Below are 13,799 nucleotides of genomic sequence, written 5' to 3'. Positions count from 1 at the left end.
AGGCTTTGCGCCCGAAGATGATCAAAGTCGCTCTCGGGTCAAGGCGCGCGGCCAAGATAGCCGCCGTCCGCTCATGCCTTGCGCGGCTCGCCGAACTCGATCCCCATTGGCGCGATGCCGAGGTGATCCCGCGCGAGGTGCAGACGCACATCGCCGCAATGCCACTCGACGATGCCGAATCGATGCGCGGCGCGCGCGAGCGCGCTCACGCAGTGCGCGCTCGTTTGCAACGCGAGGGGCTTACGGCGGATTTCTTCCTCGGCCTCGAAGGCGGTTTCCATATGATCTCCGGCGCCGGGGAGCGCTTGACGCTGCTGCGCAACTGGGCCTACGTGACCGATGGCACGCGCGGATCCTTCGGCGCTGGCCCAGCCATCCCGGTCCCCGAAACGATCGTCACGCGCGTCATCGAGACCGGGCGCGAACTCGGCGAGATCATCGATGAGATCACGGGCGAGGAGGATGTGCGCAGTAACAGAGGCGCGTGGGGCGTCTTCTCGCGCGGCTTGCTCTCACGCGCATTGAGCTTTGAACTCGCGTTGATCGCCGCCTTCGCCCCTTTTTACAATCCAACGCTCTACCGCTCGAATGGAACATAGCGAAGTATCCGGAGTTCAGCGAACCATGGCAGAGATGATCGTCCAAGAGAACGATTGGCCGCCACACAAACATCCCGGGACCGGATGGATCGAAGTGATCGCCGGTTCGATGTTCTCCGGCAAATCCGAAGAGCTCATTCGGCGCATCAGGCGCGCCAAGATCGCCCGCCAAAAGGTCCAAGTCTTCAAACACAAGATCGACGCGCGTTACTCCGCCGATCACATCGTCTCTCACTCGGACATGCGCCACGAATCGATCGCCGTCGAATCGGCGGCGGAGATCCTTGCGCGGATCGAACCCGGCACCGAAGTTGTCGGCATCGACGAAGGGCAATTCTTCGATAACGACCTCGTCGATGTCGCCAATGAACTCGCTCGGCGCGGCATTCGCGTCATCATCGCCGGCCTCGACCAAGATTACATGGGTCGCCCCTTCGAACCGATGCCCCAGTTGCTGGCGATCGCCGAATACATCACAAAAACCCACGCCATCTGCGTCCGCTGCGGACAACCGGCGAACTATTCGCAACGCATCGCTCCCGTAGAAGGGCGCGTCGCCGTCGGCGCGGCGGATCTGTACGAGGCGCGGTGCAGACGCTGTTTCGTCCCCTACGCTGATGAGCCGACACGCCACATCAAAGAGTCGGCGGATTGAGGCTGGGCGATGAAGAAACGGTAGGCGTCGGCGACGGTTTTCCGATCGAAGAAGGTTCCGGTGATTGCCTTCTCTGCGGCGCAGGCGAAGCGATCGGCTTACTCTCGGGCGAAGTGCCCGGCCCAACTGTTTGAGGTTTGCTGATTCCCACATTTCCATTCACATTCCGGTCGCCCGGTTTCGCCTCTTCGATCAAACGCGGCTCGACGTTTGGCGAAAGCGCGGGCCCGATATCAGTTGGGACGGGGAACGCCGTAGTCGCGCCCTCCGTCGCCTGCCGGTTAGCATTGATGTTCGAGTCCAGCCCCGAAGCCAAATCTCTTTCGCTTTCACCAGTCGCCGGGCGTGCCGGACGCACGGGCCGCAACCCAGGCTCATTGACGATCGGCGGCTCCTTCTTTTCCGCGTTTAGATGCCAAACGTAGAAGATGGCGAAGACGATGGCCAGCAGAACGAATCCCGGGACGAGTAAATGCCAAGGTTTGATCCGACCCGGAGGCGGCGAACTCTTCGGAAGCGCTTCGCCCGCGCCGTCCTTCGTCGCCTCTCCGACGGAGAGGACGCTGCGCGGCTTCTCGGCGAAAGCGGCCGTTTGCTCGACGCCGGTCGCAGCCAAAGCGAGCGCTTCGGCAAGCTCGCCCGCCGATTGGAATCTCTCCTCGGGCCGCTTCGCCAACGCGCGTGCGACCACGCGATCGATGGCAAGCGGCAACGCCGGACGCTCTTCGCGCACGGATGGCGGCGGTTCATGCATCTGCTTGTGCAAGACTTCGGCAGCGGAGTCGGCCATGAAGGGGACGTGTCCAGTCAGCATCTCGTAGATGATGACGCCAAGGCTGTAAACATCAGAACGCGCATCGACAGAGGCATGCGCACACTGCTCGGGCGACATGTAGTGCGGCGTGCCGACGACAAGATGAGGGGCAGTCAGATCCGGATCCATCGCTTCGGTTATTTTGGCGATGCCGAAGTCGAGAACCTTGACCCAGTCCTCCTTTCCCTCCACTTCAGTCAGCATCACGTTCGCGCTCTTAAGATCGCGATGGATGACGCCCTGAGCATGCGCCGCATCAAGCGCGCTGGCTATCTGCCGAGCTATTTCGACGACGCGGTCGATCGGTAAAGGCCCTTCCTCTTCGATCAACTCCTTGAGCGTCCGTCCCGGCAAATACTCCATCGCGAGGAAAACGCGCCCAGCATCCTCGCCAAAATCCGTGACGGCGATCGCGTGTGGATGCGAGATGCGCGACGCGATGCGGGCTTCGCGCGTAAACCTCGCCACGACGTTTCGATCAGCGGCCAGTTGCGGAGAGAGCACTTTGACGGCGACCGTCTTATCCATCAACACATGCGTCGCACGATAGATCTTCCCCATGCCGCCTTCGCCGATCCGCTCTTCGATCCGGTACTTCCCACCGAGCACCCGTCCGATCAATTCATCGCCGTCTTTTTCCAATATCTCGCCGTCTTGCGGGCAGAGCGAAACGGAATCATCATACAGCGCGTTGCACTTCGGGCATCTTCTCATCGCCGTCGCCTCCTTGCGCGCTTTTGCGGCCTTTGAGTTGCGAGCGTAACACGCCGCTTTTCGGGCGCGCAAACGCCGCTCGCCGAGCTCGATCAAAGACAAAGGGCGCAGGTTCAAGAACCTGCGCCCGAACGCCCCTCTTTCGCTCGAATCAAACTCTGAGGAAGAGGAACGCGACGAGCAACGTGAAAAGCACCAACGTTTCGATGAACACCAGACCGAGGATCATCAAGGTCTGGATACGCCCGCTGGCGCCAGGATTGCGGGCCGCGCCCTCGGCTGCCGCGGCGGCGACGCGCGACTGGCCCAGCGCGGCCAATCCCGCGGCCAGTCCGAAGCCGAAACCGGCTGCAAGCTTAGCGTATTTCGAAACGGTGAAGGCGTTGTCGGCAGCCACTTCCGCCGCCTGCGCGAAAGTTGGCGCGGCGAGCATCAACATGCCGAGCACGGAAAAAAGGACGAAACGCAGTCTGTTCATCGCTCTCTCCTTTCTTCGAGTTGTGGCTCGAAGCGCCCTTTACGAGAGGCGAAAGACGCTGAAAGGCTATGAGTTCGCCGCTCATCCGGTATTCGACCGTCCGGTCCGGGGGGACGACGGCGCTCCAGCGATGAAGGCTCAATCGAACGATGATCCGGCGCCTTCCCTCTCTTTGCGCTTTCGAGCGATCTTTGACCCTGCGCCTCAACGTGCGCGCCCATCGGACGCGCCGCTCGAAGCGCGCTTCAAACGAAACCCTGTAAACCGCGCAGAAGCGCCCTCATCACGCGCGGTCGCATTCGCTCTGCTACGGAGAATCCCGCGCTTCGAGCCGCCCTCACAATGGAGAACTTCCGGCGCCTCAGTGCCCTCCGCCGGCCTCCAATGAGTTCGGCAAAGTGATGATCCCGCCCGGCTCTTTTTCGTGCTCTTCGTGCGGCGCGTGCGTCACCTCGCTGACGTAGATGATCGAAAGCAAAACGAAGATGAACGTTTGCACGAAGGCGACGAAGGCCGTTAACGGGTAGAGTATGACCGAGAGCAGATAAGTGAACGGCGGCCAGATGTTCGCGATGTTGACCGCGATCTGCTCATCGCCGAACATGTTGCCGAAAAGTCGCACGCTTAACGACAACGGGCGGACGAGATTGCTGATGATCTCGATCGGGAAAAGAAGCGGCGCCAAAACCAGCATCGGGCCAGCGAAATGGCGCAAGTGACCGAATAACCCGTTCTCGCTGATGCCGACGTAATTGTAGTAGATGAACGATGTCAATCCGAGCGCGAAGGTCACAGACATCGAAGCCGTCGGCGGCATCAGCCCGGGAATGAGCGCCATCAGATTGGAGATCAGAATCAACACGGCAAATGTCGCGATCACCGGGAAATATTTCATGCCGTGTGAGCCGACGTTATCGAGCAGAAGGTTCTTGATCGTCAAGATGCCGGTCTCCAGGATCTGTTGTTTCGCATCCGGATCCTCGACCGATAGCCGCCGCCGCATGAAGAGGACCACAGCCAAACAGAGCAGACAGGCGATGACGAACATCACCGTGTACCACGGGACGGCGTTTTCGGGCGTGTATGGGCCGAAGACGCTCTCCGCCGTGGTGCCGAAGTTGCTCAGAAGGCGATCCCAAAGCGGCTTGGTGTAGGTCACCTGGAAATGGTGGACGGCCTCGCCGATATGGCGATTGACGAATTCGACGATGGCTGGCGCGTGATGAGCCGATTCCCGCTCCGCCTCACTTTTCGCCGCCTCTTCGACCAGCAACCAGAGCATCAACGATCTCCTCTCAACGAACGAATGCGCGATATAACTGGATTGACGCTTCGATCAATGCGGCGACGACGAAAGAACACAACCCGATGATGACCGCCGCCACTGAAGCGATCTCGAGCCAGCTCGCGATGGCGAGCGATGCGATGATGACGATGTAACGCAGCAGATATCGCGCCGCGCGCCTTTTCCAACCACGATTTCGCTCCGACGTGAAAACAGCCGCAACAGATGTCCTCAGATAGTGAAAGTTGAGCAGCGCGAGCGCGCCCCCGAGCAACAACCCGCTCGTCACCCGCCAAGGCGCCAAAAGCGAGCTCAATGCCGTGGCGAAAAGGACGGTCCATATCATCAGGCGGAACAACCGGCGCACGACCGCCTCACGCTCGCCATCGATCGAGTCGCTAGCCACACTGTCGAGCGCGTCGCCCATCGAGCAAACAGGCCATTTTACATGCTGGATCGGGCGATGTCGAGGCCGGATGGGCGCGCTTTAGGGTCAGAGCTTGGTCGTGACCCTGATGAATTCGTAAAGGCCGATGGCCGAGCCCACTACGATGCCGATGGCGACCATCCATGGACTTGTGCCCAGCCAACGGTCCAGCAACAGGCCTAGGCCTAGAAACGTGAGCACGGAGAAGACGACCGATAATCCGGCGGCATAAGCGATCGCGCTTCGTCGCGTGACATTTTTGTCATCATCCCTCTTCATTATGACGTCTCCTGCGCGATCTGCCACTTGCTTCGCGTCACATAGTTCTTCGGCAGCTCCCACAACATCGCGCGACGCGAATGGCGCATGGAATCGTGGATGAAACAGACATGCGTGCACCAACAAGCGCGCCCGCCATCGATAGCGCGCAGTTCCGTCTGCCGCGCTTCGCTCGCCCACAGCGCGCCGAAGTCGAAATCGTAGTCGGCGAGCCGAGCGAATCTGCCGCGCAATTCGCACGCGCGCACATCGCCATTGTAATCTATCACAGCGATCGTCTCGCCAGCCGTGCACGGCATGGGCCATTCGGATGGACGCTCGAAGTTGCGGACCTGCACGCGATAGTGCGTCGTGATCGCGCCCACATAGACGAGATTCTTGACAAAGCGCGTCGCCGCATCATCGGCGGCGAACATGCGGTCGCCATAACGTTTCGTCAAACGCGCGATGCGCGCGTAGATCGCCGGCAACACCTCCGGCGGGATCCTTTTGATCGCCTCCCCCTTCTTCGTCTCGCCGCGAACGAGATTGAAGTAGTGACCGTCGAGATCGAAGTTCTCCCAAAGGTAATCGGCCAAACGTTCGATCTCAAAGTAATTCTCCGCACACACGACGGTGTTCACGTTCAAGCGGAAGCGCTCCTCGAACCGCTTTTTGAGCGGGCCGAGCGTTCGAATGCAAGCAAGCGTTCTTTCCCAATTGCCAGGCACGCCGCGGATGCGATCGTGCGTTTCGCCCAATCCGTCGAGCGCGATGTTCAGGTAAAGATGCAGGGCTTCGTGACGGCTTAGCACATGTTCGACCGTCGCATAGACTCTCTCTTTGACGAGCGCATTGGTCGGGATGATGACGCGCCGCACGCCGTTATTGGTGACGAACAGATCGATTATTTCGGCGAGATCGCGGCGCAAAGTCGGCTCCCCGCCAGATAACCATAAGTCTCCGATCCGCGGCGCGGTGCGCGAGATCCTTTCGATCTGCTCGAAAGTCAAATCTCCGGGGCGATTCAACTCGCGCCAGTAGAAGCACGTCTCACAACGCGCGTTACAGCGCGAGGTGACGAAAAAGATGAGCGTATCGAGTTTGCGCTCTCGCGCCGTCGAGCGGATCAATCGCGCCAACTGCCTCGCTTTATCGAACATCGCTCCCTCGTTCGAAATGGGTCTCGCTAGCGCGAGAGAAGAGCATCCCGTTGCGCGCAGCCGTTTTCGCCAATGATGACAGTTTCCGTCGGCGATTTCAATTCGTATTCAATGCCGCGCCAAGTCAATCGGCGCGACCACGCCGCAAGAAGCGTATTGTAAAGAAAGAGGACCGATGCGATGGGCCAGAGCAGAAGATGCGCCCAAGCGGTTTTGCCGATCTCATCGCGCAAACGGGCCAGCGGGATGAGCACGGCGTACAGGCGCATCCACGCCTTCAACGCGCCCAAGACGAAGACCGAAGCGACGAGGCAGGCGGCCAGCGTCGAAGCGCGCGCGATCGAGAGCGCCATGCCGCCCCAGAAGGCGAGGGCGAAGAGCGCATTGCCGATGAGCGCCAACCGCCACAAGTGCGGAGCGTAAACGCGCGTGATCTTAAGCTGCCGCGTCGTAAACTCAAGCAATTCCCCCCAAGAGCAATCCTCATGCGAAGGCAGAAGGCAATCGGGGACGAAATGTATTCGTAGCCCCTCGTTTTGCAACGCGCGCGTCAGAGCGAAATCGTCTGAAAGCGCGCCGCGCCAGTGCGCCATGACGCGCGCGCGGTCGAAAGTCACACGCCGGATGGCCGTCGAACCGCCCCAACAAAAGTTCCTCTTCCCATCCGGTCCGAGAGCCGAAGCGATCGAAGCGTTCCACACCGACCGTAGATGCGAGGCTAATCCGCCGCGCACGGGCAGAAACCAGCGATACCCGGTCGCCGCTCCTACAGTTTCGTCAGCCAGCGGCGCAACGAGCGCGCGCAGCCAACCGGCATGCGGACGCGCGTCCGTATCGACGAAGACGAGGACCTCGCTCGTCGGATCGGCTTCACGCACGGCGAAGCTGAGATTGTGAACCTTTTGCCCGCGATCCCGCGCTGGTCCAGCTATGAGGAGGCGCACGCGACAGGGCACATTTTGAATCGCCGGGCGCAGAGCGCGATCCACCGTCTCTCCATCCCGCAACTCATCTTGCAACGCGCGCACGACGGTGAGCGCCGGATCGTTCGCATCGTCCGCGACGAAGATGAGTTCATATTGCGGATAGTCTTGACAAAAAAGCGCGCGCAGATTGTCGCGCAAGTTCTGGTCCAATCCGCGACAGGGAACGATGATCGAAGCGTATGGCGCGTAGCCTTCAGCTCGCCGCCCGGTCTCACGGCGAACGTGGGCGAGAAAGCGCCCCCCGCCGATAACCGACCTCACCCCTTGCCAGATGGCCAAGGCCATTAGAAAGTAGAAGACGAGCATCAAATGGCCGTCCGACTCGAAAAGGATTTTAACCGAATCTGGTCTAACCCGAGCGCCGCAACACCCGAGCTTGGCCTCGAAAGAGTTTCGAGTTCAAGCTTGGCCTAGCACGATCTACCGGATGATGAAGCGGAAAATGCCTCGAAAGAGTTTCGAGTTCAAGCTTGGCCCAGCAAAAGTCGCATCCCGCGCATCATGAGACAAGCGTCGCTTCGGGCTGCGCCGTCTCCTGCCCCATCGCCTGCTCCTCCGTACTGACGGCGCGACGGTAATCGCACTCTTCGCGCGAGCAGCGGCGAACGATCCCCTCCTTTTTAGTCGCCTTCTCAAGGAGAAACGGCGCATTGCATCTCGGGCACGGCTCCGGCACCGGTTTATCCCAAAAGACGATCGCGCATTCGGGGTACTCCGAACAGCCGTAGAAGATCTTGCCCCGCTTCGATCGTTTGACGACGATCTCGCCACGGCAGCCGGGTCGCGGACAGGCCACCCCGGTCGTCTCACGCTTCACATACTTGCACTCCGGGTAGTTCGAGCACGAGACGAATTGGCCGTAAGGTCCCTGTCGCATGACGAGCGGCGCGCCATCGACCGGGCAAGTCTCTTCGAGCGGCACCGGAGCAGGAGCTATCGTTCCGGTCTTCTTACTGATCTTGCGGATGTTGCGACATTCGGGATAACCGGTGCAGCCCAAGAACGGCCCGTATCGCCCGCGCTTGAGCGCCATCGGGCGACCGCAGAGTTCGCATCTCTCATCCTCGAACGAAGCCGCCTCGCCGTTTTCAGCCTCTTCGCTCGAACCCGGGCGCGCCAGTTCGCGCGTCGTGCGGCACTCGGGGTAGTTCGAACAGGCGAGGAATTGGCCGAAGCGGCCCAGTTTGATGACCATCGGCGCGCCGCACTTTTCGCACACCTCATCGGTCGGGATGGCTTGCCGTTTGGCTTGCTTCATCTGCTTTTCGGCCCGTTGCAGATCCTTCTCGAACTTCGCATAGAACTCGCGCAAGGCTTCGGTCCACCGCCTCTTGCCCTCTTCGATCTCATCCAGCTCCTCTTCCATGCGCGCCGTGTATGACTCGTTGAAGAGGTCGTCGAAGTTGGCGACGAGAAGGTCGCAAACCGTCATGCCGAGCGGCGTCGGATGGAACCGCCCATCTATCTTCTCGACGTAATCGCGATCTTGAATCGTCGCCATGATCGTCGCATAGGTCGAAGGACGACCGATGCCCTTCTCTTCGAGCGCTTTGACGAGCGTCGCCTCCGTATAGCGCGGCGGCGGCTCGGTCCAGTGCTGCTCCGGCGTGAGCGAATTCAGCTTCAATTCCTCGCCGCGTTCGATGGGCGGCAGCGCGCGCGCCGCCTCGTCCTCCTCTTCGGACTTCTCATCGCGCCCCTCTTCATAGACGCGCAAAAAGCCGTCGAACTTCTGGACCGATCCGGTCGCGCGGAACAGGAAGCGCCCGGCTTTGATCTCCACCGTCGTCTGATCGTAAACCGCGGGCGTCATCTGCGAGGCGACGAAGCGCTGCCAGATCAAACGGTAAAGTTTTAGTTCATCGCGGCTCAGGAATTTCGCCACCGATTCGGGCGTGCGGTGGACTTCGGTCGGACGGATCGCCTCGTGCGCGTCCTGCGCATCCTTCTTCGATCGGTAGTGGTTCGGCTTTTCGGGAAGGTAGTCTTTGCCGTACTGCTCGCCGATCAGCGCGCGCACCTCTTGCAAAGCGACCTCCGAGACGCGCGTCGAATCGGTGCGCATGTAGGTGATCAATCCGACGGAACCCTCGTCGCCGAGTTCGACGCCTTCATATAAGCGCTGCGCGATCTGCATCGTCTTTTTGACCGAGAAGCCAAGTTTTCGCGAAGCCTCCTGCTGCAACTTAGAGGTCGTAAACGGCGGGACTGGATTGCGCTTACGCTCGCGCGTCGAAACGTCGATGACGACGAATCTCTCTTTCTCCGCTTCGGTGACGAGCGCACGAGCTTGCTCTTCATCCTTGATGTGCAGTTCGTTCTTCTTCGCCCCTTCGTCGAAACCGCTCGTCTTTACGGTCTTGTCATCGACTTTGACCAAACGCGCGTCGAACGCTGGCGGCAGTTTGGCCGCGAGATTCGCCGTGATGGTCCAGTACTCGGTCTTGACGAAATTCTCGATCTCGCGCTCGCGCTCGACGATCATGCGGAGCGCAACCGATTGCACGCGCCCGGCGCTCAACCGCCCGCCGATGGTACGACACAGCAGCGGTGAGACTTTGTAGCCGACCAAACGATCGAGCACGCGCCGCGCCTGTTGCGCATCGACTAGATTCTGGTCGATCTGCGTCGGATTGCTGAAAGCTTCGCGCACGGCCCGTTGCGTGATCTCGTTGAAACGCACGCGGTAGTAAGGCTTGCGCGGACGCTTCGGCACGACCTCCTCGGCCAAATGCTGACAGATGGCCTCTCCTTCACGATCCGGATCCGCCGCCAAGTAGATCGCGTCCGATTCTTTGGCCGCTTCCTTCAACTCGGCGATGATCTTTTTGTTATTTCGTTTTTTCGAATCGGGGATGATCTCGTATATCGGCTTGAAATCATGCTCGATATCCACACCGAGCCCCTTGGATGGCAGATCCTTGATGTGGCCGAGCGAAGCCATGACGCGAAAATCGCGCCCCAAGTACTTGCCGATCGTTTTGGCTTTCGCGGGCGATTCGACGATGACTAAATTCTTGGCCATAATAGCTTTATGCTAACCTATAGCTGAACCCCTTTAAGGCGATGATTTTTAGATGCAATTGAGAGCGCTTTTAATTGTCTCACCCTTCGACCCGAGCGCCAACCTCTCTCCGAGCCTTCGCCGAAGGTTCATAGTTTTCGCACGAAACACCTGCCCGGAAGCTGGATGATCAGATCGCGCAGTTCGAGATTGAGCAACGCGGCGTTCAGATCCGCGATCGTCATCTTGCTCGCCTGCGCCAGCGCGTCGATATGAGCCGGCTCATCGGGCGAGAGTAGATTCAAGATGGCGCGCTCCGATTCAGCTAAGCCACTTAAATCGAGCGCCAGTTGCGCCGCCGTTTGCCGACCTTTCTTCTTTTCCGGCAACATCGCCGAAGCGATCTCTGCCGGCAATTCGGCCACCACATCTCGCCAACTCTGGACCAGCTTAGCGCCCGCCCCTTTGATCAAGTAGTTCGTGCCGAACGAAGTGCGCGACGTGATGTTGCCCGGCACGGCGAAAACTTCACGCCCTTGTTCGAGCGCGAGTCGCGCCGTGATCAACGATCCGCTATTTTCCGCCGCCTCGACCACAAGCACGCCTAAACTCAATCCGCTGATGATGCGGTTGCGGTAAGGGAAGTTCTGGCCCATCGGCGGAGTGCCGAGCGGAAACTCGGAGACGAGGCTCCCGCCTTTCGCCAAAATCTCTTCGACGAGCTTGCGATGCTCGCGCGGGTAGACATCATCGATCCCCGTCCCGAGTACGGCGACCGTTCGTCCATCAGCTTCGAGCGCGCCTCGGTGCGAAGCAGCATCGATCCCGCGCGCGAGCCCGGAGATGATCGTCACGCCGCGCTCGGCTAGATCGCGCGCGAGCATCGTCGCCGCATTCTGCCCATAGGTCGAACAACGGCGCGAACCGACCATCGCGATGCATGGGGCTTCCAGACACTCTTTCCATGCGCCGCGCACGTAAAGCGCAAGCGGCGGATCGTGGATCTCGCGCAGCAGAGCCGGATAGGCGCCGTCATCGAGCACCAATAGATCTCCGCCCAGCGCGCGCACGCTTGCCAGTTCGCGTTCCGCACGCTCATGTTGATCCCGCGCGATGATGCTGGCGACCGTCTCTTCGGATAGCCCCAACCGTTCAAGTTCCGTGCGCGGAGCATCGAACACGGCGCGCGCCGAGCCGAAATGCTCGAGCAGACGCGCGGCGATGCGCGGCCCTACTCCCGGCGTCATGTTGAGCGCGATCCAATCAAGCATAAAACGCGAGCCCCAAGTAACCGAGCGCGAGCTTCGCTTGAAAGTTGATCGACCTTCAGTCCGTCAGGCTGGCGGAGGCGTGTAGGAATCGAACCTACCCGAGCTCGCGCATCGGCGAGCTCGCCGACGGTTTTGAAGACCGCGCCGTTCACCAGAACGGATGCGCCTCCCTCTATGCCCGCACTGCCCTCCGGCAAATCTCAGAAGCTACGCGCCACGCCCGCTTCGTGTCAAGGCCCGCTTGAAGGTCGACTGGAAGCGAGCTATCATTCGCTTGCTGGGTCCCGCGTGATAGATGTCGCTTCAGGTCTGCTCATCCGTTCACGGCGGCGCTTCAACCCCTTATGTGGCGCGGTGGCGCCCGAGCGAAGCGCAAGGAGCGAGACAGCGCGCCACGTAAGGGGCGGACGCTTGCGAATCTGAGGCTTTCGCCGTGAGCGACCTGCTGCGAGTTGGAAATTTTAGTTGGAGGAATAAACAAATGACTGATGCGACGGCGCAATCGGCTGAGAGGGGATCGCTGGTCCGCTATCGCGTGCAAAATGGCATCGCACTGCTGACGCTCAACGATCCGCCAGCCAACACCTACACCTATGAGATGATGCAAGAGCTCGACCGATCCATCCTCGATGCGCGGATGGACGATAGCGTGCATGTCATCGTCATCACCGGTCACGGCGACAAATTCTTTTCGGCTGGCGCCAACATTCGCATGTTGGCCGAAGTGACCCCGAGTTTCAAATATTTCTTCTGCCTTCATGCCAACGAGACGCTCTCGCGACTTGAGCAGACGCCCAAGCTCGTCATCGCCGCGCTCAATGGCCACACGGTCGGCGGCGGGTTGGAGATCGCGATGGCCGCCGACATCCGCATCGCGCGCAAGGGGGCAGGCAAACTGGGGCTGCCGGAGGTCTCACTGGGCGTTCTTCCCGGCACTGGCGGGACACAGCGGCTGGCCCGCTTGATCGGGAAATCGCGCGCCATCGAGCTGATGACGACGGGCGAACTGTTCGATTTCGAAAAAGGTCTCGAACTCGGCATCATCAACCACATCTTCGAAGCCGAGAACAACGAGAAGTTCATGGAACAGGTGATGGCATACGCCCAGCAGTTCACTCCGCCGAACAAGGCGGCGCGGGCCGTTGGAAGGATCAAACGGAGCGTGCAATCGGGCGCGGAGATACCGTTCGAGTACGCGCTGGCACTTGAGCGCGAGCTGCAACAACAGCTCTTCATGAGCGAGGATGCCAAAGAGGGATTGACCGCTTACGTCGAAAAGCGCAAGCCGCAATTCAAAGGGCAATGAGCGCGCCCGGCGCAAGCGTAATCATCACAGCGGTGAGTGGCCCATGTTGGAACACATCAAAGTAAGTTGCGAAGCTGGCATCGTCACGATCACGCTCAACCGCCCAGAACGCCTCAACGCTTTCGCAGGCCATATGCGGCGCGATCTGGCAGAGGTATTGGAGCGCGCCGGAAGCGACCCGCGTATCCGCGTAGTCGTCATCACCGGAGCCGGTCAAGCCTTCTGCGCTGGCGGCGATGTCGAGGCGATCGCTGAACTCATGGAACGCCGCGACACGGATGAGTTCGCGCGGCTGCTCGGCGCCGGACGCCGCGTCGTCACGGCGATCCGACAGATGCCCAAACCAGTCATCGCCTCGATCCCCGGACCAGCCGCCGGAGCGGGATGCAATCTCGCTCTGGCCTGCGACATTCGCCTCGCGGCGCGTTCGGCGACGTTTACGCAATCGTTCGTGCGCCTTGGCCTTCACCCCGACTGGGGCGGGACATATTTTCTGCCGCGCATCGTGCCGCCCAACATCGCCTGCGAGATGTTCTTCCTCGGCGAGACGATCACGGCAGAAGAGGCGTGGCGTTTCGGACTGGTCAACCGCGTCTTCCCGGATGAAGAGCTCGAGGCCGAAACGAGGCGGTTCGCCGAGAGGCTGCGCGATGCGCCCCCTGCCGTGATCACGGCAGCGAAACACGCCGTCTACATGAGCGATCACGCGACTCTGGACCAAATGCTCCAATACGAACTCGAATCGCAATTGCGCTGTTTTCAGACGCAAGATGCGCGCGAAGGCGTGCGCGCTTTTCTGGAGCGTCGCGCCCCGCGCTTTACCGGGCATTGAGCGCAAA

Annotated in this window: 13 protein-coding genes and 1 tRNA gene; 4 read left to right on the top strand and 10 right to left on the bottom strand. The window is 60.4% G+C overall.

Features of this window, described 5'->3' with window-relative positions:
- The first annotated feature begins 17 nt into the window (after positions 1-17).
- Positions 18-599, top strand: a complete 582-nt coding sequence (locus tag PYK22_RS15050) for a DUF84 family protein (protein ID WP_060635744.1) — start codon at positions 18-20, stop codon at positions 597-599.
- A gap of 34 nt (positions 600-633) precedes the next feature.
- Positions 634-1,254: a thymidine kinase gene (locus PYK22_RS15045; RefSeq protein ID WP_041979272.1), complete on the top strand. Its 621-nt coding sequence runs from the start codon at positions 634-636 to the stop codon at positions 1,252-1,254.
- Here PYK22_RS15045 and PYK22_RS17025 read toward each other — a convergent pair.
- The 10 genes from PYK22_RS17025 to PYK22_RS17685 form a co-directional block, all read right to left on the bottom strand.
- Positions 1,235-2,782, bottom strand: a complete 1,548-nt coding sequence (locus PYK22_RS17025) for a serine/threonine-protein kinase (RefSeq protein ID WP_157770922.1) — start codon at positions 2,780-2,782, stop codon at positions 1,235-1,237. The two genes, PYK22_RS15045 and PYK22_RS17025, sit on opposite strands and share 20 nt — an antisense overlap.
- 151 nt (positions 2,783-2,933) lie before the next feature.
- Positions 2,934-3,260: an ATP synthase F0 subunit C gene (locus PYK22_RS15035; protein ID WP_041978516.1), complete on the bottom strand. Its 327-nt coding sequence runs from the start codon at positions 3,258-3,260 to the stop codon at positions 2,934-2,936.
- Positions 3,261-3,621: 361 nt separating this feature from the next.
- Positions 3,622-4,542, bottom strand: coding sequence for a F0F1 ATP synthase subunit A (gene atpB, locus PYK22_RS15030; RefSeq protein ID WP_060635742.1), 921 nt, complete (start codon positions 4,540-4,542; stop codon positions 3,622-3,624).
- A 13-nt stretch (positions 4,543-4,555) separates the two neighbouring features.
- A complete protein-coding gene (locus tag PYK22_RS15025) occupies positions 4,556-4,972 on the bottom strand; it encodes an ATP synthase subunit I (protein ID WP_041978514.1) in 417 nt (138 codons plus the stop codon).
- A 66-nt stretch (positions 4,973-5,038) separates the two neighbouring features.
- Positions 5,039-5,251 carry an AtpZ/AtpI family protein gene (locus tag PYK22_RS17690; protein WP_041978513.1) on the bottom strand — a complete coding sequence of 71 codons (213 nt, stop codon included), beginning with the start codon at positions 5,249-5,251 and terminating at the stop codon, positions 5,039-5,041.
- Positions 5,251-6,393 carry a radical SAM protein gene (locus tag PYK22_RS15015; protein WP_041978510.1) on the bottom strand — a complete coding sequence of 381 codons (1,143 nt, stop codon included), beginning with the start codon at positions 6,391-6,393 and terminating at the stop codon, positions 5,251-5,253. The genes PYK22_RS17690 and PYK22_RS15015 overlap by 1 nt, the downstream gene beginning before the upstream one ends.
- Before the next feature lie 26 nt (positions 6,394-6,419).
- Positions 6,420-7,685, bottom strand: a complete 1,266-nt coding sequence (locus PYK22_RS15010; RefSeq protein WP_041978509.1) for a glycosyltransferase — start codon at positions 7,683-7,685, stop codon at positions 6,420-6,422.
- A 193-nt stretch (positions 7,686-7,878) separates the two neighbouring features.
- The gene (gene topA, locus PYK22_RS15005) at positions 7,879-10,404 is read right to left on the bottom strand and encodes a type I DNA topoisomerase (protein WP_041978506.1); all 2,526 of its coding nucleotides are present in this window, start codon (positions 10,402-10,404) and stop codon (positions 7,879-7,881) included.
- Positions 10,405-10,532: 128 nt separating this feature from the next.
- Positions 10,533-11,654, bottom strand: a complete 1,122-nt coding sequence (gene dprA / locus PYK22_RS15000) for a DNA-processing protein DprA (RefSeq protein WP_041978504.1) — start codon at positions 11,652-11,654, stop codon at positions 10,533-10,535.
- 69 nt (positions 11,655-11,723) lie between these two features.
- Positions 11,724-11,824 (bottom strand) — tRNA-Sec (locus PYK22_RS17685).
- A 311-nt stretch (positions 11,825-12,135) separates the two neighbouring features.
- On the opposite strand from PYK22_RS17685, the gene PYK22_RS14995 reads away from it, so the two are divergent.
- Complete coding sequence (locus PYK22_RS14995) at positions 12,136-12,960, top strand: enoyl-CoA hydratase/isomerase family protein (RefSeq protein WP_041978500.1); 825 nt, start codon at positions 12,136-12,138, stop codon at positions 12,958-12,960.
- A gap of 43 nt (positions 12,961-13,003) precedes the next feature.
- A complete protein-coding gene (locus PYK22_RS14990) occupies positions 13,004-13,792 on the top strand; it encodes an enoyl-CoA hydratase/isomerase family protein (RefSeq protein WP_041978498.1) in 789 nt (262 codons plus the stop codon).
- The last annotated feature ends 7 nt before the right edge of the window (positions 13,793-13,799 follow it).

Origin of the sequence: Pyrinomonas methylaliphatogenes (assembly GCF_000820845.2) — a bacterium.
In the GTDB taxonomy this organism is placed as follows: domain Bacteria; phylum Acidobacteriota; class Blastocatellia; order Pyrinomonadales; family Pyrinomonadaceae; genus Pyrinomonas; species Pyrinomonas methylaliphatogenes.
The sequence above is the reverse complement of the archived record's forward strand: the minus strand, read 5'-3'. Positions and strand labels throughout refer to the sequence as shown.